Annotated in this window: 16 protein-coding genes and 1 pseudogene; 10 read left to right on the top strand and 7 right to left on the bottom strand. The window is 74.3% G+C overall.

The features are described 5' to 3' along the window. Positions 1–55: 55 nt before the first annotated feature. Together ACH4E8_RS19125 and ACH4E8_RS19120 are read right to left on the bottom strand one after the other, a co-directional pair. Positions 56–4,738, bottom strand: a complete 4,683-nt coding sequence (locus ACH4E8_RS19125; protein ID WP_398449628.1) for an FtsK/SpoIIIE domain-containing protein — start codon at positions 4,736–4,738, stop codon at positions 56–58. Further along, complete coding sequence (locus tag ACH4E8_RS19120; RefSeq protein WP_398449626.1) at positions 4,735–6,342, bottom strand: hypothetical protein; 1,608 nt, start codon at positions 6,340–6,342, stop codon at positions 4,735–4,737. Before ACH4E8_RS19120 ends, ACH4E8_RS19125 begins: the two co-directional genes overlap by 4 nt. 372 nt (positions 6,343–6,714) lie before the next feature. On the opposite strand from ACH4E8_RS19120, the gene ACH4E8_RS19115 reads away from it, so the two are divergent. From ACH4E8_RS19115 to ACH4E8_RS19085, 7 genes and pseudogenes are all read left to right on the top strand, one after another. Next, positions 6,715–6,882 (top strand): hypothetical protein, encoded by a 168-nt coding sequence (locus ACH4E8_RS19115; RefSeq protein WP_398449624.1) that lies wholly within the window; start codon positions 6,715–6,717, stop codon positions 6,880–6,882. Positions 6,883–7,045: 163 nt separating this feature from the next. Further along, the gene (locus ACH4E8_RS19110) at positions 7,046–7,153 is read left to right on the top strand and encodes a hypothetical protein (protein ID WP_398449762.1); all 108 of its coding nucleotides are present in this window, start codon (positions 7,046–7,048) and stop codon (positions 7,151–7,153) included. A gap of 194 nt (positions 7,154–7,347) precedes the next feature. Continuing rightward, a complete protein-coding gene (locus ACH4E8_RS19105) occupies positions 7,348–8,583 on the top strand; it encodes a multidrug effflux MFS transporter (RefSeq protein WP_398449622.1) in 1,236 nt (411 codons plus the stop codon). Between the two features lie 11 nt (positions 8,584–8,594). Beyond that, entirely contained in the window at positions 8,595–8,906 is a 312-nt protein-coding gene (locus ACH4E8_RS19100) for a hypothetical protein (RefSeq protein ID WP_398449620.1), read from the top strand. A gap of 50 nt (positions 8,907–8,956) precedes the next feature. Continuing rightward, positions 8,957–9,127, top strand: a pseudogene (locus tag ACH4E8_RS19095) (zinc ribbon domain-containing protein); the annotation flags it as partial. Positions 9,128–9,316: 189 nt separating this feature from the next. Then, a complete protein-coding gene (locus tag ACH4E8_RS19090; protein ID WP_398449618.1) occupies positions 9,317–9,859 on the top strand; it encodes a nuclear transport factor 2 family protein in 543 nt (180 codons plus the stop codon). Next, on the top strand, positions 9,856–10,719 hold the full coding sequence (locus tag ACH4E8_RS19085) for a serine hydrolase domain-containing protein (protein WP_398449617.1): 864 nt from the start codon (positions 9,856–9,858) through the stop codon (positions 10,717–10,719). Before ACH4E8_RS19090 ends, ACH4E8_RS19085 begins: the two co-directional genes overlap by 4 nt. Positions 10,720–10,811: 92 nt before the next feature. On the opposite strand, the gene ACH4E8_RS19080 is transcribed toward ACH4E8_RS19085, so the two are convergent. Continuing rightward, entirely contained in the window at positions 10,812–11,390 is a 579-nt protein-coding gene (locus tag ACH4E8_RS19080) for a TetR/AcrR family transcriptional regulator (RefSeq protein ID WP_398449615.1), read from the bottom strand. Positions 11,391–11,468: 78 nt separating this feature from the next. Here ACH4E8_RS19080 and ACH4E8_RS19075 point away from each other — a divergent pair, with 78 nt between their 5' ends. Then, positions 11,469–12,365, top strand: a complete 897-nt coding sequence (locus tag ACH4E8_RS19075) for an NADP-dependent oxidoreductase (protein WP_398449760.1) — start codon at positions 11,469–11,471, stop codon at positions 12,363–12,365. A gap of 42 nt (positions 12,366–12,407) precedes the next feature. On the opposite strand, the gene ACH4E8_RS19070 is transcribed toward ACH4E8_RS19075, so the two are convergent. Together ACH4E8_RS19070 and ACH4E8_RS19065 are read right to left on the bottom strand one after the other, a co-directional pair. After that, positions 12,408–13,157: a Type 1 glutamine amidotransferase-like domain-containing protein gene (locus ACH4E8_RS19070; protein ID WP_398449613.1), complete on the bottom strand. Its 750-nt coding sequence runs from the start codon at positions 13,155–13,157 to the stop codon at positions 12,408–12,410. A gap of 72 nt (positions 13,158–13,229) precedes the next feature. Next, positions 13,230–14,144 carry a serine hydrolase gene (locus ACH4E8_RS19065; RefSeq protein WP_398449611.1) on the bottom strand — a complete coding sequence of 305 codons (915 nt, stop codon included), beginning with the start codon at positions 14,142–14,144 and terminating at the stop codon, positions 13,230–13,232. 121 nt (positions 14,145–14,265) lie between these two features. Between ACH4E8_RS19065 and ACH4E8_RS19060 the strand changes: the two genes are divergently transcribed. Next, complete coding sequence (locus tag ACH4E8_RS19060; RefSeq protein WP_398449609.1) at positions 14,266–15,015, top strand: SDR family oxidoreductase; 750 nt, start codon at positions 14,266–14,268, stop codon at positions 15,013–15,015. A 152-nt stretch (positions 15,016–15,167) separates the two neighbouring features. On the opposite strand, the gene ACH4E8_RS19055 is transcribed toward ACH4E8_RS19060, so the two are convergent. Continuing rightward, positions 15,168–18,002 (bottom strand): BTAD domain-containing putative transcriptional regulator, encoded by a 2,835-nt coding sequence (locus ACH4E8_RS19055; protein WP_398449607.1) that lies wholly within the window; start codon positions 18,000–18,002, stop codon positions 15,168–15,170. A gap of 96 nt (positions 18,003–18,098) precedes the next feature. Between ACH4E8_RS19055 and ACH4E8_RS19050 the strand changes: the two genes are divergently transcribed. Continuing rightward, a complete protein-coding gene (locus ACH4E8_RS19050; protein WP_398449605.1) occupies positions 18,099–19,676 on the top strand; it encodes an MFS transporter in 1,578 nt (525 codons plus the stop codon). On the opposite strand, the gene ACH4E8_RS19045 is transcribed toward ACH4E8_RS19050, so the two are convergent. Next, positions 19,660–20,082, bottom strand: a complete 423-nt coding sequence (locus ACH4E8_RS19045; RefSeq protein WP_398449603.1) for an ATP-binding protein — start codon at positions 20,080–20,082, stop codon at positions 19,660–19,662. The genes ACH4E8_RS19050 and ACH4E8_RS19045 overlap by 17 nt on opposite strands. Positions 20,083–20,146: the final 64 nt, after the last annotated feature.

Below are 20,146 nucleotides of genomic sequence, written 5' to 3'. Positions count from 1 at the left end.
AAGGTGCCCCCGGTCGCCGATGACCGGGGGCACCTTCGCGTGCGGGGCAGTGCGGTCACTCGCCGCCGTGCAGCGTCGTCTCCGGCACCAGGATCGACACCAGCGCCCCGGTCACCGGGTCGACCGTCAACCCGCGCCCCGGTACGGGACGCGACCGCAGCAGGTCGTACGGGAGCCGCAGGCCCAGCAGGTCGCCCTCGCTCGGGCTCTGCGGCGCCAGCAGCAGGCCCTTGCGGACCCTGCGGGCCTGGCCCAGCCAGCCGATGCCGGCGGAGGTCATCGTCTCCGGGGTGGCGGCGGCGACCAGACCGTGGCCGCGGTCCCGGCCGGTGGCGGCGATCTCCCGCAGCACCTGGTCGCAGGCGGGCAGTTGGGCGATCAGGTCGGCGTCGTCGATGACCACCACGGTGGGGCCGGCGGCGGCTTCGAGCGCGGCCCGCACCTCCTCCTCCGCGGGGTCGGGGTGCTCCACCAGGCTCACCTGGGGGTGCCGGCCGAGCGCCCGGAGCGGGGACTCGCGCGGGGTGAGGACGACGACCCGGGTGCCCCCGGCGAGCAGGGAGACCGCGAGCGACGCCAGCGCGGTGGAGCGGCCGGTCCCGGGCGGGCCGCTGATCAGGAAGGACGGGGCGTCGGCGGCGAAGTCCACGCCCAGCGGGTCGAGATCGTCGCCGCCGATGCCGAGCAGGCCCCACAGCGGTCGGCGCAGTGCGTCGGGCACCTTGTCGTACGCGTCGGTGAAGGAGACCTCCCGGGGCAGGGTGAGCACCTTGGCGGGGCGCCGGGCGGCCGGGACGTCGCGGTCGCGGTGGGCCGCCCGCTCGCCGATCGCCTTGAGCGCCTCGGCCTGTTCGCGGCCGGCGGCGTGCCCGCCGGTGCCGGGCCGGCCCAGCAGCGCGACCTGGAGTTCGACGCCGCCGCCGCGCCAGCCACGGCCGGGCGGTACGACGTCGGGGACCTGCTTGGCCGGCACACCGGCGAGCGTGTACTCGGTGCGGTCGCTCAGCCGCAGCAGCACCCGCTCGTCGTTGAGGGCCGCGGCCTTGCCGGTGAGCAGGGCGCGTTCCGAGGTGGCCACGACGTGGATGCCCATGGGCGCGCCCTCGCGGATGAGTGCGGTGAGTTCCTGCACGGGGCGTCCGCCGTCGTGGTCGCCGAGGAGGGCGACGAGCGAGTCCCAGCCGTCGATGAGCAGGAGGACGTGCGGCGGGCGTTCCGCGGGCCGCAGCAGGGAGCGCAGTTCGGTGAGTCCGGCTGCGCCGTGCGCGGTGAGGAGTTCCTGCCGGCTCGCCATCTCGGCCATCAGCCGGGTCAGGAGCCGGTTGAGGCGCTCCAGGTCGGCGCGGGGCACCACGGCCCCGCAGTGCGGCAGCGGTTGGAGCGCGGCGAGGGCGCCGCCGGCCGCGTCGATGCCGTACAGGTGCACGTCGGCCGTGGAGTGCCGACGGGCGAGGGCGCCGGCGATGGTGCGCAGCACCTGGGAGCGGCCGGAGCGGGGGGTGCCGAGTACGTAGAGGTGGCCGAAGTCGGCGAGGTCGACCTCGACGGGTTCCTGTCGTTGCGCGCTCGGCAGGTCGGCCAGGGCCCAGGGGACGGGTGCGAGCAGTCCGCCCGGCAGGTCGGGACGTTCGGGCAGGTCCTCCAGGGCGATCCGGTGCGGCAGCGCCGGCAGCCAGGGGCTCGGCTGCCGCTCGATGCCGAGGGCGTCGGCCGCCTCGCGGACGGCGTCGACGAGTGCGGTGAGGTCCGTGGGGGCCAGCGGGTCGTCGAGGAGGTCGGCCTCGTCGTCGCCGGCGTGGTCGAGGCCGGGTTCGGGTGCGCTGCGCCCGAGCGAGGACCAACTGACGTCGGTGGTCCAGATCTCGGCGGAGCTGACCTCCCGCCGCTGCGCCGGACCTTCCTCGTCGGCTGCCGGCTCCGTCGGGTCGTCGGACGGTTCGGCCGCCCGTAGCGCGCCGGCGAAGGCGGTCTGGAAGGGGAGCACGGAGCGGTGTCCGATCCGGGCGAGCGCCCGGCCGGGGGTGTCGGCGGAGATGGTGACGGCGTCGTTGACCTCCAGGACGTCCTGGCTGTCGCCGGCATCGGTGACGCGCAACGCGATCCGCAGGTTGGTGTTGGCCCGGATGTCCGCGGTGACCACGCCGGCGGGCCGCTGGGTGGCGAGGACCAGGTGGATGCCGAGGGAGCGCCCGCGCTGGGCGATGGAGACCAGTCCGGGAACGAACTCCTGGACGTCGCGGGCGAGGGTGGCGAACTCGTCGATCACCAGCAGCAGTCGGGGCAGCGGGGCGAGCGCGGGGTCGCGCCGCCGCATGGCCCGGTACTCGGGGTGGTCCTTGGCGCCGACCGCGGCGAGCACGTGTTCGCGCCGGGTCAGTTCGGCGCCCAGCGAGGTGAGGGCGCGCTCCACGAGGTGGCTGTCGAGGTCGGTGACCATGCCGAGGGTGTGCGGCAGGTGGACGCAGTCCTTGAACGCGCTGCCGCCCTTGTAGTCGACGAGGACGAAGGTCATCTCGTCGGGGCGGTTGGCGGCGGCGAGGGTGGCCACCATGGTCTGGAGCAGTTCGGACTTGCCGGCGCCGGTGGTGCCGGCGATCAGGGCGTGCGGCCCGTCCTTGACCAGGTCGAAGCTGACGGGTCCGGTGTAGCCGGAGCCGAGCAGCATGCCGGTGGTCGCCGGGCGCTGCGCCCAGCGGCGGACAAGTTCGTCGCCCTGCGGGGGTTCGAGGCCGAGCAGTCGGAGCAGGCCGACCTTGTCCGGCAGGCCGTCGGAGCCGTCCGGGGTGACGTCGCGCACGGGCGCGAGGGCGCGGGCGATCCGCTCGCACCAGTCGGTGTCGACCAGGTCGGGGCGGGCGGTGGTGACTTCGGCCCGGCCGGTGCGGCGCAGGGTCAGTTCCCGGGCGCCGACCGAGCAGACGGAGACGCACTCCTCGGGGAGCATCCGCTCCTCCAGGTCGACGCAGACCAGGAACACCCGCACGGCCGGCCCCTCCTTGAGGACCTGGACCATGCCGGGGACGTCGCGCAGCCGACGCGCCCCGTCGAGGACGACGAGCAGGTCGGGCTCGGCGAGCAGGGCGCCGCTCATCGCGGAGCCGCGGGCGCGGACCCGGGCCCGGACGGTGGAGACGAGTTCGGTGACCCGGTTGGCGACGGTCTCGGGGTCGTTCCCGAGGGTGACGGCCGGACCGCCGGCGGGTGCCGCGCCGACGCCGCCGTGGCCCGGGCGGGCGTGCGGCAGCCAGCGGACCCACTCCCAACCGGGCGCGCCGGCCGCATCGGTGAGGACGGTGATGCGCACGTCGCGCGGGCTGTGCAGGATCGCGGCCTGGGCGACGGTCCAGCGGGCGAGCGCGGCGGTGGCGTCGCGCTCGCCGGCGATGCCGAGGACGCCGTCGCCGACGAGGTCCACGCTCATCGGCATGTCGGGGATGTCCCAGTTGACGGAGCGGTGGTTCTCCTCGCGGGCGGCGTCCTCGACGGTCAGCAGGGAGGGCTGCCGCACGGTGCCGACGCGCAGGTGCAGGTGGTCGGGGTGGGCGCGCTGGCGCTCCCAGAGCCTGGCGCCGGGGCCGACGGCCCAGAGCCCGGCGGTGGCCGGGTCGGGCCCGCCTTCGGTGCGCAGCCGGCGTTCGCGGTCGACCTTGGCCCGTACGTCGGCCTCCAGCGAGGTCCGCCTGGCCCGGTAGCTGGCGACGCCCTCCAGGTAGTCCTGGTATCCGCTGCGCTTGCTGCTGAAGTGGTTGGCGACGGCGAGGATCGGGCTGAAGATCGCGAAGACCAGGAAGAAGTACGACTGGAGGAAGAACACCATGCAGACGCCGAGGACGAGCGGCGCCAGCATCATCATCAGCGGGATCGGGCGGTGGGTCGGCGGGGCGGGCGGCGCGGGCAGCACGAAGCGGTCCGGCAACAGCGGCGGAACGATCCGCGGCGGCCGGTTGAAGTCCAGGTGCGCGCCGTCGGCGGAGACGGCGACCGCGGCGTCCGCCTCGGTCGGTTCGGCGACCCGGAGCAGGAACTCGCCGAGGGCGAGTTCGCCGCCGAGCGGCCACTCCCGCCAGCCGGGCGGCAGCGGTTCGGCGGTGTCGGCGTCCGGGTCGGGCAGTTCGCCGGGCGGCTCCGGCGGCAGCGGTACGGCGTCGGCGCGCGGCCGGTCGGGGGGCGGCTGCGGCAACGACAGCACGGCGTGCGCCTGCTGCTCTCCGGTGTGCAGCAGGACGGTGCCGTCGGGCCGTACGGTGATCCGCACCCCGGTCGACGGCACGTCGCGGCCTTCGAGCGGCACGGAGCTGCCGGGTTGCGGCCCGATGCCGTGGGTGCCCGGGGCGAGCGGCCAGACGCGCCCGGCGCCGCGGCCGCCGACGAGTTGGAGCTCCACGCGCGGGGCGCGGGGCAGGCGTTCGCCGTCGGGGGTGCGGGAGGGCGGCGGGAGTTCGCCGCGCGGGGCGCCGTAGGCGGTGGGCCCGCTCTCGGCGGGGCCGCCGAGGCCGAGGCGTACGCCGTCGCGGATGCCGGCGGCGGACAGGGTGCGGTCGGCGGGCAGCGGCCGGTCGCCGAGGTAGAGCGCGGGGCCGTCGTCGGTGCCGGGTGTCGGCTCGGTTCCGTCGGCGGCGGCGAGCCGGGCGGCGAGGGTGGCGACGGTGGTGGCGCCGGGCGCGTCGAGGACGAGTTCCCGGGCCGGGCTGGCGGGGGCGCCGGGTGCGTGGTGGTTGAGGCTGACGAAGAGTCTCACGGGTGTTCGGGTGTCCGTTCCGGATGCGTACGGGAGGCGGCGGATACGCCGGTGGCGGGGCGGGTGGCGGGTGACTCGCCGCCCGGCTCCGGTGCCAGGTCCAGGTCCAGGTCCAGATCCAGATCCAGGGTCGGGTCCGGTTGTGGCTCCGGCGGTGGCTCCGGCCGGTTGACGGGGGCGGCCGGTGCGGGAATCGGCGTCTGCGCGGTGTCGGGCTCGGCGAAGTCGGCACCGTACGCGCTCGGTGCGGCGACCACTTCGGCGGACGGCGGCTCAGGCTCCACGTACGGCTCAGGCTCCACGTACGGCGCGGGTTCGGGCGCGGGCTGCGGCTCGGGCTCGGGTTGCGGCTCGGGCGGCACGGATGCGGCCGGGTCGGGCTCGTACGACATCTCGTGCAAGGGCTCGTGCAAGGTCTCGTTCTCGGTCCCGTACTCCGTCCCGTACGAGCCGTCCCGGGACCCGCCACCGCCGTCACCGCTGTCACCGCTGTCACCGCTGTCACCGCTGTCGCCGTCGCCGTCGCCGTCGCCGGGGTCTACCTGCTCCGGGCGGGGCGTCCACCAGCCGGTGGCGCGGCGCCGGAACCGTTTGATCCCGCTGCTCACGGCCGTGCTCAACGCGGCGGACTCCACGTCGACGCCGAGACCGGGCCCGAGCAGCCGACCGCCGGGTTCGGCGTGCAGGCTCCAGCAGTCGCCGGCCAGCCGCCCGCCGACGAGGGCGAGGACCCGCCCACCGGCGCAGAGGCCCGCCAGCCGCTCCCGCTGGTCGACCGTCGGCGTCCAGCAGACCACAACCGCCGACGGCCCGGGGTGCGTACCGGGGGCTTCGTACGCCGCGGCGGTCTCCAACTCGTCGAGAACCGCGTCGAGTTCCCGGCCGGGGAAGCGCGCGTGGACGCCCCGGGTCACCTCCACCGCCGGTCCGCCGGGGAGCAGGTCGAGCTGTGCCGCGAGCGCCTGGAGGACGGCGCGCACCACCCGGCTGTCGCCCTCCAGGCTCACCGCGGGCGGGCCGCACGTCCAGTCGGCGACCACGGTCCCGCCGCTCAGCCGGTCGACGCCGAGGACGAGCGGCAGCGTGCGGCGGGCGGGCGGCAGTTCCGCGTCGGGCCCGAGGTCCGCAGCGTCGGCCGTCCAACTCCAGTCGCCCGGTTCGGCACCGGCCCCGCGCCAGGGGGGCGCGGCCGGTCGGGGGCTACGGCCCGCCACCACGACCGCGACCCGCCGCCGGTCGGCGCTCAGGGCGACCACCGGGGCGTGGCAGCCCTCCCCCGCGACCCGTTCCGCGCCGAGAAACGCGCGGTCCACCACGGCGGGCGCGCCCGGGTCGGCGAGGAAGGAACTCAGCGCGCGCACCCTGCGGCGGTGCACGCCGCGGTCCCGGAAGGGCTGGGTGAAGGCCCGTCGGGTCATCCCCGCTTCCCAGGCCAGCCGGCGGCAGGCGGGCTTGAAGCCGCCCTGCCGTCGGATCGCCCGCACCAGCCACCAGATGAACACGACCACCGCGAGGGCCATGCCGCTGAGGATGAACGAGGACTTCTGGTCCGGCATGGGCAGGGCGAGGAAGAGGGGGCCGCCGCCTGGCGTCGGGGCGGTCATGAACGCCCCCGGTCGCTGTCGGGAGCGGCGGGGTCCGGGGAGCCCTGCCGGGCCGGTCCGGGCGGGTGGGTGTGCACAAGAACCTCGGGAATGAGCGGAGCGGGCATGGGGGTGCGCCTCGTTGCGCATGGTGCTGTCCATCGGCCCGGCACGCTGCGCTGCTGCCGTGACCAGCAAACACGCACGTGCCGACATCGAGTTACATGGCGATTCGGCACGCTCGGTTGCCTGTCGTACCGTCAAATCGCGGACCGCATCGCCGAAGGGGGGCGATCCGCTGGCGCCCCCGGGGCCGGTGGACGCCGCGGGCCGCTCGACGACGGTCATCCCGTGGACGGCCGCGCCCGCCCCACGTGGTCGACGGTGCCGACCTTGGCAGAAGTCAGGGTGGTGCCGGCCGATGACGACGTCCTGCTGCGCGAGCGGCTGGCCAGTCTGCTCGACCGGTCCGGGCACGTGGTGTTGGGGCAGGCCGGGGACTCCGCGGGGCTGTCGGACCCGGTGCGGCTGCACCGGCCGGACCTGTCGGATATCTGCTGAAGTGCCGGGTGGCCGACGTGGCGGAGTTCGTCGACGCGCCGGAGCGGATCGCCCGGGGCGGTTCGGGATCGACCCGGCGTTGGTGCGGGAGTTGGTGTCGGTGCGGCGCCGGGAGGATCAGCTCGACGCGCTCAGCGCACGGGAGCGGGAGGTGCTGGCGTTGATGGCGGAGGGCCGGTCCAACGCGGGGATCGCCCACCAGCTGTGGATCGCAGCCGCTCGGCCGTCCTCCTGCCGGTGTGCCATCGCCCCCCTGTCGATCCACAGGTGACCGCCTGTCGGTACGCGACCCTGCCGACCGCGCGTCGAGAGCGCACCGCCCTCCACACTCCTCGGTCCTCCGCTCCACACCACCGCGTGCTGACGGCGCTGATCATGGGGGTCGCAGCGCGGTGGCAAGCCCCGGCGCACTCCCGTCCACGGCTGCCCCCACGGCAGGACGCACGGCAGCACGGATGGAGACCGATGACCGCCAGCACCAGCACCGCGGCTGCTCAGACCGGCGCGGTGCGCATGATCGTCGTCCTCGGCGGGCTCTCGGCGGTGTCGCCGTTCGCCATCGACATGTACGCGCCCGGCTTCCCCGAGATCGTCGACTCGTTCGCCACGTCGAAGACGTCCGTCCAACTCTCCCTGACGGCCTGCCTCATCGGGCTCGCCCTCGGACAGATCGTCCTCGGCCCGGTCAGCGACGCGCTGGGCCGGCGCCGGCTGCTGCTGGCCGGCTGCGGGCTGTTCAGCGTGTTCTCGCTGGTCTGTGCCGTGGCGCCGAACATCGCGGTGTTCGACGCGGCGCGGCTGCTACAGGGGGCCGCCGGCAGCGCGGGCATCGTCATCGGGCGGGCCGTGGTCAGCGACTGCTTCACCGTCGCCCACGCCGCCCGCCAGCTCACCGCCCTCAGCGTGATCGGTTCGACCGCGCCGATCCTGGCGCCGGTGGCCGGCGGGCTCATCCTCGACGTCGGCTCGTGGCGGCTGGTGTTCGTGGCGCTGGCCGCGACCGGGCTGCTGCTGATGCTCTCGGTGTGGGCGTGGGTCCCCGAGTCGCTGCCGGTCGAACGGCGCCGCACCGGTGGGCTGCGCTCCGCGCTCACCGCGATGGCCGGTCTGCTCAAGCGCCGCGAGATGGTCGGCTACCTCCTCGTCATGGGCCTGGGGTTGGGCGCCCTGTTCGCGTACATCACCGGCTCGCCGTTCGTCTTCGAGGACGGGTACGGGCTGTCTCCGACGCAGTACAGCCTGGTGTTCGCGACGAACGCGGTCGGCACCGTGGCGGCCGGGACGGTCTTCGCCCGGCTGGCCGGACGGGTGCGGCTCCATCTGCTGCTCTCCGTCGGCGTGGCCGTCACCGTGGTGTCCCCGGCCGTCCTCGTCGCCCTGCTCGCCGTCGGCGTCGACACCGTCGCGACCACCTGGGTGTGCCTGTTCGGCCTGACCACCGGGTTCGGGCTGCTGCTGCCGGCGGCGACCACCATCATCCTTGAGGTCGGCAGCGACTCCCCCGGCGCCGCGTCCGGCATGCTCGGCGGCTCCCAGTTCGTGATCGGCGCCGCGGCCGCTCCGCTGCCCGGCGCGCTGGGCGACACCACCGCCGTGTCGACGGCCGTCGTGGTGCTGGGCTGCGGCGTCCTCGCGGGGCTGGCGCTGCTGGTGCCCGCCCGCCCGTGGCAGGGCCGCGGCGAGGCGGCCGCCCGGTCCTGAGCCACGGCGACGTGCACACCATGCTCACCGACGAACGGTTCAGCCCCGACCGGCAGCAGCAGAGCTTCCCCTGCCAGGTCGACGGGCAGCCGGGGAGCTTCCGCCGCGCGGTGACCGGTGGGTTCACCTTGAAGCGCATCAAGGAGATGCGGCCGGACATCCAGCAGCTCGTCGACGACTGCACCGACGCGATGCCGGCCGGATCGAATCCGGCGGACCTGGTCGCCGCGCTCCCCGGCGAGAGCGCGGCACAGCGCAGGATCCGGGAGGTGGCCTACCTCGCCCTCACCCGTTTCGTGCCGTTCATGCTGCACCGGCCTTGAGTTCATGGTGCAGTTCAACATGATCAGAGAAGGCCAACCGTCCCGCGCAGGAACTCTTCGCCTGCCGGTCATGCGGCGTCGTTGCGCACGCGGACCACAACGCGGCCCGCAACATCGCGGCCCGCGCCGAACACGTCTGGGCTGTCGTCAGCCGGCCCCACGCGGCGGACACCACTGGTGCTCCAACTGCAAGCGCGCCCCTTCAGGGCGCGCGCAGTTGACCACCTGGCTGGAGACCCTCGAACTGGACCTCTGACCGGCGCCGAGTCGTGTCCCGGGGTGTGACGGTCCCGGGGGCAGCGCGTCCTGGTGGGTCGTCGGCCGCTGTTGGATCATCAGTGCACAGCACGACGGAGGTCGATCGCAGCCACCGAGGACCCACAGCCACCGAGGACCGAGGAGAACCCCCCATGAACCGACACAGCCGACGCGCGTTCGTCGCCCTCGCCGCCGCGAGCGGCACGGCGACGCTCCTGGGAAGCCCCGCGCAGGCCGCTCCGCACCGCGACACCACCCCGGACGCCGGGCCGGAATCCGGTCGGGAGCGCGGGAACAAGGCCCTGGTGCGGCGGGCGTTCGCCCGGCAGAACGGCGGCGGGAGCTTCTTCGACGTGCTGCACCCGGACGTCGTCTGGTCCATCGTCAACGGCCGGACCTACCACGGCAAGCAGGCGTTCCTCGACGAGGGCTCCGCACCGGTCACGACCCGGCTGGCCACCCACCTCGTCATGACGCCGCACCACCTGTGGGCGGACGGGGACACGGTGATCACCCGCTTCGCGGGCGACGCCACCGCGCTCGACGGCTTGCCGTACCACAACGAGTACTGCTGGGTGCTGGCCTTCCGCCGCAACCAGGTCGTACGGGCGCACGCCTACCTCGACACGACCGCCCTCACCGACCTGATCGACCGGGTCCCCCCGGCCCGCTCCCGACTTCGCAAGGAGCAGTGAGCGAACGTGCGCACGCCGACGTGCGTCCTCGGCGGTCCGGGGATACCTACCTGACCGCGCACGGCCACGATCCGGACCGCTTCGTGGAAGTGGGCTCGCTGTCCAAGGTCATCACGGGCACCGTTGTGGCGCAGTTGGCGAAGGCGGGCGTCCTGGCCCTGGACGATCCGCTGGAACGCTGGCTACCGGAAGCGCCCGGGGGTACGGGGATCACCCTGCGCCACCTCGTGGAGCACACCTCGGGGTTGCCGCGACTCCCGCCGAACCTCACGCCGAAGTTCCGCGATCCCTATGCCTCGTTCACCGATCGGTCCCTGCGCGAAGTGGTGCGGACCCTCGACCGGGTGACGGCGCGGCCGCCCGGGTCGGTCAGCTACTCCAACCTCGGGTACTGCGTCCTGGGCCTCGCCCTCGTCACCGCCGCGGACACCCCGTACCAGCAACTGGTGGACCGGCACGTCCTGGTCCCGTTGGGTCTGGAGCCGGGGGCGATGACCGCGCATCCCCCCGAGCACCGGCGCCTGGTCCGCCGGGGCGTCTTCGGCTTCGGCCGGCCGCGGAGCACGTGGACCTTGTCGGGCCCCATGCTCCCGGCCGGCGGCCTGTGGGCGACGCCGCGCACGACCGCGCGCGTGCTGGTGGGCCTCGCGGTCGACCGCGCGTTGGGCGAGCCCGCGCCGAGTTGGGTCAGGACGTCGACGTCCGTGTTCCACGACGGCGCCACCCGGGACTCGTCGGTCTTCGCCGGGGCGCGTGCGGACGGGAACTGGATCGTCGTCCACCGCCTTCGCGGCGATGGGAAGCGAACGGTCGACCTCGCGGTGAAGACCATGAAGGAGGCCACGGACGAGGGCCGGTGACCGCGCTCGGACGGGCCGGGCGCAAGAACTGTGCTTCACACCCTCCAGTTCCCCGGGCCGTCCCGTGGTCGTTCCGGGCGCGGGCGCCCCGGTCAGGAGGGGTGGGCCGCGCTCCAGGCCGCGTCGATCATCTGGAAGACCTCGTCCACCGCGGCCTGCGGATCGGACGCCTCGCGGGCCAGCGAGTAGGCGTCGATCGCGAACCTCGCGATCGCCCGGCAGGCCGTCGAGGTCGGCGGTAGGTGGAGGTCGGCGGCGACGGCCGCGGCGAGCGCGTCCGCGTGGCGCAGCCGCATCGACTCCTCGTACTCCCGCAGGGCGGGCGTCGCGTCGATCAAGTGCCAGATCGGGGCGGCGCCGTCCGCCGTGCAGTGGCGGACCTGGGCGTGGATCTCACGGCGCAGCGCGGGGACGAGCGGTTCGTCCGGCGCGCGGTCGCTGACCGCCGCGACCAGGCGCTGTTCGAAGTCCTCGGCCCGCTCGAAGACCAGTGCCTCCTTCGCGGCGAAGTGGGAGAAGAGCGTGGTGACGGCGACGTCGGCCTCCGCAGCCACGTCGCGGATGCCGACCGCGTCGTACCCCTGCTCCAGGAAGAGCCGCAGCGCGGCGTCGGCGATCTTCTGGCGGGTCGCGGCCTTCTTGCGCTCGCGACGTCCGGGCTGCGCGGTCATGCGCTCACGCTATCAGCCACGAACATGGAACAGATACAAAACACTAACCGTTAGTGCTACCGTCGCGGCATGGAGACCATGAAGAAGGTGAGCTTCGCCGAGTTCGGCGGCCCGGAAGTGCTGCGACTCGTCGACGCCGAGGTGCCCCACGCCGGCCCCGGCCGGATACGGATCGCCGTGCGGGCCGCGGGTGTGAACCCCGTCGACTGGCGGATCCGCGAGGGCCAGTTCCAGGCGGCCCGTCCGATCGAACTGCCTGCGGGGGTGGGGCTGGACGCCGCCGGGGTGGTGGACGAGGTCGGCGCGGGCGTCGAAGGAGTCGCGGTCGGCGACCACGTGTTCGGCGAAGGCTCAAGCACGTACGCCGAGTTCGCCGTGCTGTCGGCCTGGGCCGGGATGCCGGACGGCCTGACGTTCGCGGAGGCGGCCGGATACCCCTCGGTGGTGGAGACCGCACTGCGCGTCATCGACCAGGTCGGCGTGGCGCCCGGGCAGACGCTGCTGGTCAGCGGCGCGGCGGGCGGAGTGGGGTCGGCGGTGCTCCAGATCGCCCGCCACCGCGGCATCGCGGTGATCGGCACGGCCGGGGCCGCGAACCAGGAGTACGTGTCCGGCCTCGGCGCCCTCGCCACGACGTACGGCGAAGGCTGGGTGGAGCGAGTGCGGCAACTCGGCCGCGTCGACGCGGCCCTGGACCTCGCCGGCTCCGGCGTGATCCGCGAACTCGTCGAACTGACCGGCGATCCGCAGAAGGTGGTCTCCATCGCCGACCTGGGCGCGCCGGAGTTCGGCGTGCGGTTCTCCGGCACGGCCGGGAGCCTGCCGGCAGCGCTCGCCGAGGCCGCCGACCTCATCGCGCGGGGGAAGCTGCGCATCCCGGTGGAGAAGTCGTACGCGCTCGACGAGGCCGCGGCGGCTCACGTCGACAGCCGGGCCGGTCACACGCGCGGACGCCGGGTGATCCTGGTCGGCTGAGTCACCGCGGGACGCACACGGTCGAGCGGGCGGCGGATGCCGTCACCCCCGGGGCGAGGGGGCGAGCCGGCGCGGCTCGATCCGCTGCTCCGTCACCCCGGCTCCGTCCGGGTCGCGCGTGACGACGTAGGCGCTCGCGCCCGGGACTTCCGCCACCGCCTCCACCAACTCGGTGCCGCGGTAGACCAGGCCGACGCCGTCGTCCGTGCAGTGCGCGGTGGGTACGGTGCCGTCCGCCACGAGCCGGTGGATCAGGGGGCGTCGGCCCTCGTCCGAGTCGTAGTGCACGCCGTTGCCGTACGGCAGGAAGCCGAGCCCGTTCGTGATCGGGCGCAACTCGGGCCCGAAGGAGTCCGTCGCGCCCCCCTCGTACCAGCACAGGGAGCCCGCGCTGACGCCGCTGAGCACGACGCCGGACTGCCAGGCGCGGTGCATGATGCGGTCGAGGCCGTGCGCCCGCCACACCGCGAGCAGGTTGACCACCGAGCCCCCCATCACCCAGACCACGTCCTGGTCGAGCACGGTGCCTTCGACGTCTTCGAGGTTGGGCATGGGGAACAGGTGCAGGGGCGTGAGGTCGAACCCGGCCACCCGCGCGGCCTCCGTCATCCGGGTGGTGAAGTGCTCGGCGTCCCCGATGGCGGTGCCGACGTACAGGACGCGCGGGCGCCGGCCGTGCACGCCCGAGAGGTCCACCGCGTGATGCACGAGGGAGTCGAACAGCACTCTGGTTCGGCCGCCGATCCGGTGGCCGCCGGAGGTCGCGAGGATGGTCGGTTCCAGTGCCGTCATGACCATGATCGTATCGACTTCCGGCCATCCGACCCTCCGGCCCCCGGCCGCAGCTCTCCGCTCCCCGGGCGGTCACAGGCGGCGGTGCAGCGCGCGGGCGACCGCTTCGACGGTGGCGACGCCGTCCGCCATCGTCGCGTTGTCCTCGGTGAGCACGGTCACGGTGTAGTCCCGGCCGCCGTCGGTGAACGCGCCGGCGCTGTGCACCCGCCACCCGTGGCTGGCCCGCGGCAGCCACCCGTTCTTGACGTGCACGGTCGCGGTGGCCGGGGCGCCCGCCGGAGTGCCCCAGCGCTGCGCGGGGACCACTTCGCGCAGCAGGCGCAGGGCGTGGGTACGGGACGCGTCGCCCAGGACCGGGTTGGCGGTGGTCAGCAGCCTCAGCAGCGCGCCCGTGTCTCGGGCGGTGATCCGGGTCAGCCCCCAGTGGCCGGCGCGACCGGGCACGGTGTCCGCCATCCCGGCCGCGGCGCAGAACGCCGCGATCCGTCCGGCGCCCAACTGCCGCCACAGGGCGTCCGTGGCCGCGTTGTCGGAGCGGGTGACCATGGCGCGCGCGAGGGCGGCTTCGCGGTCCGTGAGTCGGCGCCCCTGCCGCTCGGCCTCGCGCAGCAGCGTGCCGAGTACGACGACTTTGACGACGCTGGCCGAGTCGTACGCCCGGTCCGCCCGCACCTCGCAGCGCGTGCCGTTGGAGCGGTCCTCGACGAAGACGGCCGCGGTGGACTCGTGCGCGCCGAGCGCGGCGGCGATGTCGACGAGGAGGCCGTAACCGAGGGCGAGGTCCGCGGTGGTGCAGGTGACGTCAGGAAGGGTGGCCGCGGCGGCCGGGTCTTCGAGCACCGGTGCCCACGCCCCGGTGGCCAGCGCAGCGACCAGCCCCGCGGCGGCGATGCGGCGCGGCCCGCCGCGCGGGGCCGTCCGTAAGTCGCTTCGACGGGCGGGCGCCCGTCCGGTCCGGCCCGTACGCAGTCCCCTGGATGCCATGGGGCGATTGACTCACGCCTCCCTGTGAAACGACCCCCAGCCGCTGTATCGTCGATAACGAGATCGAATTATCGACGCTATTCACCCGTCGACGGCGCCCTCGACAACCGAAGGAACGGACATGAACAGCGACTTGGACAGCGGCACCGCACGCGTCGCCCTCGTCACCGGTGGCTCGGGCGGCATCGGGCGGGCGGTCGTCGAACGGCTGGCCAGGGACGGCCTCGCGGTCGGCGTCCACTACGCGGGCAACAAGACCAGGGCCGACGAGACGGTCACCGCGGTGAACCGGGCCGGCGGCAGGGCCGTGTCGGTGAGCGGCGACGTCGCCGACGAACGCGCCGTCTCCGCGGCCTTCGCCGCCGTCGAGGAGGAGTTCGGCGGCGTCGACGTCGTCGTGAACACCGCGGGCATCATGCGGCTGTCCCCCATCGCCACGCTGGACCTGGACGACCTGGACCGGACGTACCGGACCAACGTCCGCGGCACGTTCGTGGTCTCCCAGCAGGCGGCCCGACGGGTGCGCCCGGGCGGTGCGATCATCAACTTCTCCACCTCCGTCACCCGGCTGGGCTTCCCGACCTACGGCGCCTACGTGGCCAGCAAGGGTGCGGTCGAGGCCATGACGCCCGTGCTCGCCCGGGAGTTGCGCGGCAAGGACATCACCGTCAACGCGGTGGCCCCCGGCCCGACCGCCACGCCGCTGTTCCTCGACGGCAAGGACGAGGAGACGATCGAGCGCCTCGCCGAGGCGGCCCCGCTCGAACGCCTGGGCACCCCGCAGGACATCGCCGAAGCGGTCGCCTTCCTGGCCGGCCCGGCCCGCTGGGTCAACGGGCAGGTCCTCTTCGCCAACGGCGGCATCGCCTGACCCCGGCTCCTCGCGACCCCGGCTCCTCGCGTCCGCCGCGACTTCCTCGCCCGCATCGGCCTGGCCTACCTGCTCGCGGCGAACCACGCGGACTCCACCGGCTGCGCGCCCGTGCGAGACCGCCGCGGGGGCAGCACCCGGCACCCCGGGGGTCACGCCTCCAGCGCGGGCGCCAGTTCCGCCAGGGCCTCTTCGGCATCGGTCGGCGAGCCCGACGTGCGGCTCTTGGCCCGGGCGCGGTTCAGGTGGTGGCGGGCCGCTTCCTCGTCGTCCCGGTGGCGGGCGGCGAGGGAGAGGCCGACTTCGGCGCGGATTTCGCCGCGGGTGTGGGCCCGGTCCGAGGCGACGGAGCGGGCGCGTTCGTAGAAGTCGGCCGCGCGGCGGGGGTCACCCGCGGTCAGGGCGGTGCGGCCGAGCAAGGTCAAGGTCTCGACGACCTCGGTCCACAGGCCGAGTTCTTCGGCGGCCGGGAGACCTTCGCGGTGGAGGCGTTCCGCACCGGCACGGTCGCCGCTGCGCTCGGCTACGAGGGCCAGTGCGCGGGTGGCCCGGAGTTGACCCCAGCGGTCGCCGGTCTCGCGGAAGAGCGCAGCGCCCAGTTCCGTGTCCGTCCGGTCGGCGAGTTCGACCAGGGCCGCGGCCTCGCCCCAGTGGTCCCGGGCGGCGCGGGCGCCCGCGAGGCTCGCCTCGACAAGGTGGCGGCCCTCGCCGTGGTGGCCGCGACCGGTCAGGCCGGTGCCGACGAACCACTGGAGCCGGGCGCGCAGCACCGGGTCGGCGATGCCGGCCGTCGGGTCCGCAGCCAAGTGGAGCGCGGTTGCGGTCGGTGACGTGCGCAGCTCCACGCCGGTGAGCCACGCGTGCGCGGCCGGACGCACGGCGGGGTCCGTCGAGCCGCGGGTGGCCAGCGCCGCCTGGAGGGATCGGCGGGCCTCCGTGAGCCGTCCGCGCAGGAACCAGTACCACGCCATCGCGTTCACCAGCCGCAGCGCGTGTTCGGCGGCGCCCTCGGTGACCGCGAGGTCCAGGGCGCGGCGCAGGTTGTTCGTCTCCGCGTCGAGCTGCACCAGGGCGCGTCGCTGCCCCCGGCCGCGCAACAAATCTCCCTGCTGCTCGGCGAGTTCGATGCACGCTCGGACGAACCGGGCGCGTACGGCGGCCGTCTCGCCCGCCTCCGCGAGCCGCTCGGAGCAGTACGCGGCGACGGATTCGAGCAGCCGGAACCGGCCGGCCTTGCGGACCACCAGGGAGCGGTCCACCAGGCGGGAGAGCAGGTCGGGCACCCGCTCGGCGGGCAGGTCCCGGTCGGCGCAGACGGCTTCGGCGGACGGCAGGGTGCAGCCGTCGGCGTGGACGGCCACCCGCCGCAGTACGGTCCGCTCGTCCGCGGTCAGCAGGTGCCAGCTCCAGTCGAGCATGCCGCGCAGCGTCTGTTGCCGGACGGGCAGTCCGCGCGCGCGGACCTCGGGCCCGGGGAACCGGCCGTCCAGGGAGGCGGCGAGTTCGTCCGGGCTCAGGGTCCGCAGCCGCGGGGCCACCAGCTCCAACGCGAGCGGAATGCCGTCCAGCCGACGGCAGATGGCGTGCACGGCGGGTGCGTTGTCCGCGTCGAGGACGAAGCCGGGCACGGCTGCCGCCGCCCGTTCGACGAACAGCTCGACGGCGCCGGCGCGGGCCACCGCGCCCGGGTCGACGTCCTCGGGCAGCGCCAGCGGAGGCACCGGGTGGACCACCTCGCCGGGGACGTCGAGGGCTTCTTGGCTGGTGACGAGGAGGTGCCCGCCGGGCACCTTCGCCAGTACGGCGCCGGCGAGCGCGGCGACCGGCTCGACCAGGTGCTCGCAGTTGTCCAGCAGGACCAGCAGGTGCTTCTCGGCGACCGCCCGGCACAGCCAGCCCACCAGGTCGTCCAGGTCCGGTTCCGACGCCGCGGTGTCGCACAGGCCCAGTGTCGTGATGACACGTTCGGCGATGTCGTCGGGGGTCGACGCGGCGCCCAGGCCGGCCAGTTCGACCAGCCACACCCCGTCGGGGAACCGCTCCGTCATGCCGTGCGCGGCGGCCGTCGCCAGACGCGTCTTCCCGACGCCGCCGAGGCCGGTGAGCGTGACGAGCCGGGTGTGCGCGCCGGGGCCGAGCAGGGCCCGCACCCGGTCGACCGCCTCCCGTCGCCCGATCAGCGCGGTCAGCGGCGCGGGCAGGTTGGTGCGGCAGGACGGCGACTCGACGGTGGGCGGCACCAGGTGCGGTTCCTGCCGCAGGATCGCCTCGTACAGCGCGGTGGCTCCCGGCCCGGGCGCCACCCCCAGCTCCTCCCGGAGCCGACGGCGCAGCTCCAGGAAGCCGTGGAGGGCGTCGCCCTGTCGACCGGCCCGGTAGAGCGCGCGCATGTACGCCATGCACAGGCGCTCGCGCAGCGGGTGCTGTGCCACCAAGTCCCCGAGCTCTGCGGCCAGTTCGAGGTGCTCGCCCAACGTCAGCCGCGCCTCGGCCCGGTCCTCCAGGACGGTCAGCCGCAGTTCCTCCAGGCGGGCGATCTCGCCGCGGGCGAAGAGGAACTCGGCGACGTCCGCGTACGCCGGGCCCCGCCACAGCGCGAGCGCGTCGGCGAACAGTTCTTCCTTCGCCGCCGGGTCCCGGTGGGCGCGGGCGCGTTCGGCCAACTCCTGGAACCGCACCGCGTCAACGGCGCTGCCGGTTTCGGCGGCGTCGGTCGGCAGCAGCAGCCGGTACCCCGCGGGCTCGCGCACGACCTGCTCGCGCCCCAGCACCCGGCGCAGCGCGGAGACCTTCGTCTGGAGCGTGTTGGCCGCGCCGCCCGGCGGGCGGTCCGCCCACAGGTCCTCGATGAGCCGGTCGGCCGACACCGGACCGCCCCCGTGCGCCAGCAGATCCGCCAGCAGGGCGCGCACCTTCGCTTCGGGGACCTTGACGGGCAGCCCCTCGGCGTCCCAGACGGTCAGCGGGCCCAGCACCCCGTAACGCATGGTCACAGGGTACCGGCAGCGGACCGTCAGGAATCCGTGCGTGCCGGTCGGCAGGGTGGTCGGACACCTTCTGGCAGCACGACGCATGGGAGCGCCATGAGCACCACGACCGCACGCAGGGCCGGCCCCCGGGAGTGGGGCGGGCTGGCCGTCCTCTCACTGCCCACGGTGCTGCTCGGCCTCGATCTCACCGTGCTGTACCTCGCCCTCCCCTCGCTCGCCGAGGACCTGCGGCCGAGCAGCACCGAAGCGCTGTGGATCATGGATGCGTACGGCTTCCTGATCGCCGGGTTCCTGATCACCATGGGCACGCTGGGTGACCGGATCGGTCGGCGGAAGCTGCTGATGATCGGGGCCGCGGTCTTCGGGGCGGTCTCGGTGGTCGCCGCGTACTCCGACAGCACCGGGCTGCTGATCGCCGCGCGCGCCGCGCTGGGGATCGCCGGGGCCACCCTGATGCCGTCCACGCTCTCCCTGATCAGCAACATGTTCGCCGACGCGCGCCAGCGTTCGGTGGCGATCGGGGTGTGGGCGACGAGCTTCGCGCTCGGCATGGCGCTCGGCCCGGTGGTGGGCGGCGCGATGCTGGCCAGGTTCTGGTGGGGTTCGGCGTTCCTCCTCGCGGTGCCGGTCGCGATCGTGCTGCTGGTGGCCGCGCCGCTGCTGATCCCCGAGTACCGCGCGCCGCAGCGCGGCCGGTTCGACCTGCTCAGCGTCGCGCTGTCGCTGGTGGCGATCCTGCCGGTGGTCTACGCGGTGAAGCGGGGCGCCAAGGAGGGCTTCGGGGCGCCCATGTTCGTCGCCGCGGCGATCGGGTTGGTGGGCGGGGTGCTGTTCGTCAGGCGCCAAAACACCTTGGAGAGTCCGTTGTTGGACGTACGGCTCTTCACCAACCGGACGTTCAGTGCGGCGCTCGGCGTGCTGCTGCTCGGGCTGATCGGCGTCGGCGGCTCGATGCTGCTGATCACGCAGCAGCTCCAACTGGTGGAAGGTCTGCCGCCGGTGGAGGCGGGCCTGTGGATGGGGCCGCCCGCGCTGATGATGTTCCTCGCCGCGATCGGTTCGCCCCTGGTCGCGCGCCGCGTACGGCCCGGCATCGTGATGGCCGCCACCCTGGCGCTGTCCACACTCGGGTACGCGCTGCTCACCCAGGTGGCGTCGACGGGCGGCATTCCCCTGATGGTGACGGGCTTCGCGCTGGTGTACCTCGGCCTCGGCGCGATCGCGTCCCTGGGCACGGACCTGGTGGTGGGCGCCGCGCCCCCGGAGAAGGCGGGCTCCGCGTCCGCGATGTCGGAGACGGTGCAGGAACTGGGGCTCGCCCTCGGCGTGGCGACGCTCGGGAGCCTGGGCACCGCGGTGTACCGCGACCGCATCGACGAGGCGATCCCCGCGGGCACGCCCGACGACGTCGCGGAAGCGACGGGCGACAGCCTCGCCAACGCGACCTCCCTGGCCGACCGGTTGCCCGACGGGCTGCTCGACCAGGCCAAGGAAGCGGCGACCTCCGGGCTGAACGTGGCCATGGTGGTCGCGGCCGTGGGCATCCTGGCGCTGTCCGTCCTCTCCGCGGTGGCCCTGCGCCACATCGGCACGATCGGCGGCGCGGAGCCGGAGAGCGGGGCGGCGGAAGGCGGAGCAGTGCGGGAGGAACCCGTCACGCATCAGCGGTGACGTGAGCCCCGCACCGTCGGCACACGGCCCACACCGTCTTCCCGCCGGGCCGGTGCGGCAGTACGCCCCAGTCGTCGGCGAGCGCGTCCACGAGCATCAGCCCGCGCCCCGACTCCCCGTCCGCGTCGGCCCGCAGCACCGGCAGCCGCTCCCCGCGCGCGTCGGTGACCTCCACCCACAGCTCCTCCGCACTGAGCACGGCGACGAGCCGGGCCTCACGGCCGCGCACCCGGCCGTGCAACGCGGCGTTCGCCGCGAGTTCGGCGATCAGGAGGGCGGCGGTGGGAAGCAGGTCACCGTCCCGCCGCTCCTCGGGCGTCAGATGTTCCGCGAGCCACTGCTCCGCGGCGTGCCGCACGGCGCGAGCCCCTCGACGGGTCGCGGGGAAGAGTCTGCGGAGGCTCACGTTGCCCGTGTTGCCTGTGTTGGCGCGTGGTTCACGGGTCGCCGGCCCGATTTCCTGGTTCATC

This window comes from Streptomyces sp. NPDC017979 (assembly GCF_044328175.1).
In the GTDB taxonomy this organism is placed as follows: Bacteria; Actinomycetota; Actinomycetes; order Streptomycetales; family Streptomycetaceae; genus Streptomyces.
Note: the sequence above shows the minus strand (reverse complement) of the source record. Positions and strands in the feature narration are given on the sequence as shown.

Excerpts from the sequence above, each read along its gene's own strand:
- ACH4E8_RS19120 (WP_398449626.1), bottom strand. The coding sequence starts at position 6,342 with ATGACCGCCCCGACGCCAGGCGGCGGCCCCCTCTTCCTCGCCCTGCCC.
- ACH4E8_RS19110 (WP_398449762.1), top strand. The coding sequence starts at position 7,046 with ATGGCGGAGGGCCGGTCCAACGCGGGGATCGCCCACCAGCTGTGGATC.
- ACH4E8_RS19105 (WP_398449622.1), top strand. The coding sequence starts at position 7,348 with ATGACCGCCAGCACCAGCACCGCGGCTGCTCAGACCGGCGCGGTGCGC.
- ACH4E8_RS19090 (WP_398449618.1), top strand. The coding sequence starts at position 9,317 with ATGAACCGACACAGCCGACGCGCGTTCGTCGCCCTCGCCGCCGCGAGC.
- ACH4E8_RS19080 (WP_398449615.1), bottom strand. The coding sequence starts at position 11,390 with ATGACCGCGCAGCCCGGACGTCGCGAGCGCAAGAAGGCCGCGACCCGC.
- ACH4E8_RS19075 (WP_398449760.1), top strand. The coding sequence starts at position 11,469 with ATGAAGAAGGTGAGCTTCGCCGAGTTCGGCGGCCCGGAAGTGCTGCGA.
- ACH4E8_RS19070 (WP_398449613.1), bottom strand. The coding sequence starts at position 13,157 with ATGACGGCACTGGAACCGACCATCCTCGCGACCTCCGGCGGCCACCGG.
- ACH4E8_RS19065 (WP_398449611.1), bottom strand. The coding sequence starts at position 14,144 with ATGGCATCCAGGGGACTGCGTACGGGCCGGACCGGACGGGCGCCCGCC.
- ACH4E8_RS19060 (WP_398449609.1), top strand. The coding sequence starts at position 14,266 with ATGAACAGCGACTTGGACAGCGGCACCGCACGCGTCGCCCTCGTCACC.
- ACH4E8_RS19055 (WP_398449607.1), bottom strand. The coding sequence starts at position 18,002 with ATGCGTTACGGGGTGCTGGGCCCGCTGACCGTCTGGGACGCCGAGGGG.
- ACH4E8_RS19050 (WP_398449605.1), top strand. The coding sequence starts at position 18,099 with ATGAGCACCACGACCGCACGCAGGGCCGGCCCCCGGGAGTGGGGCGGG.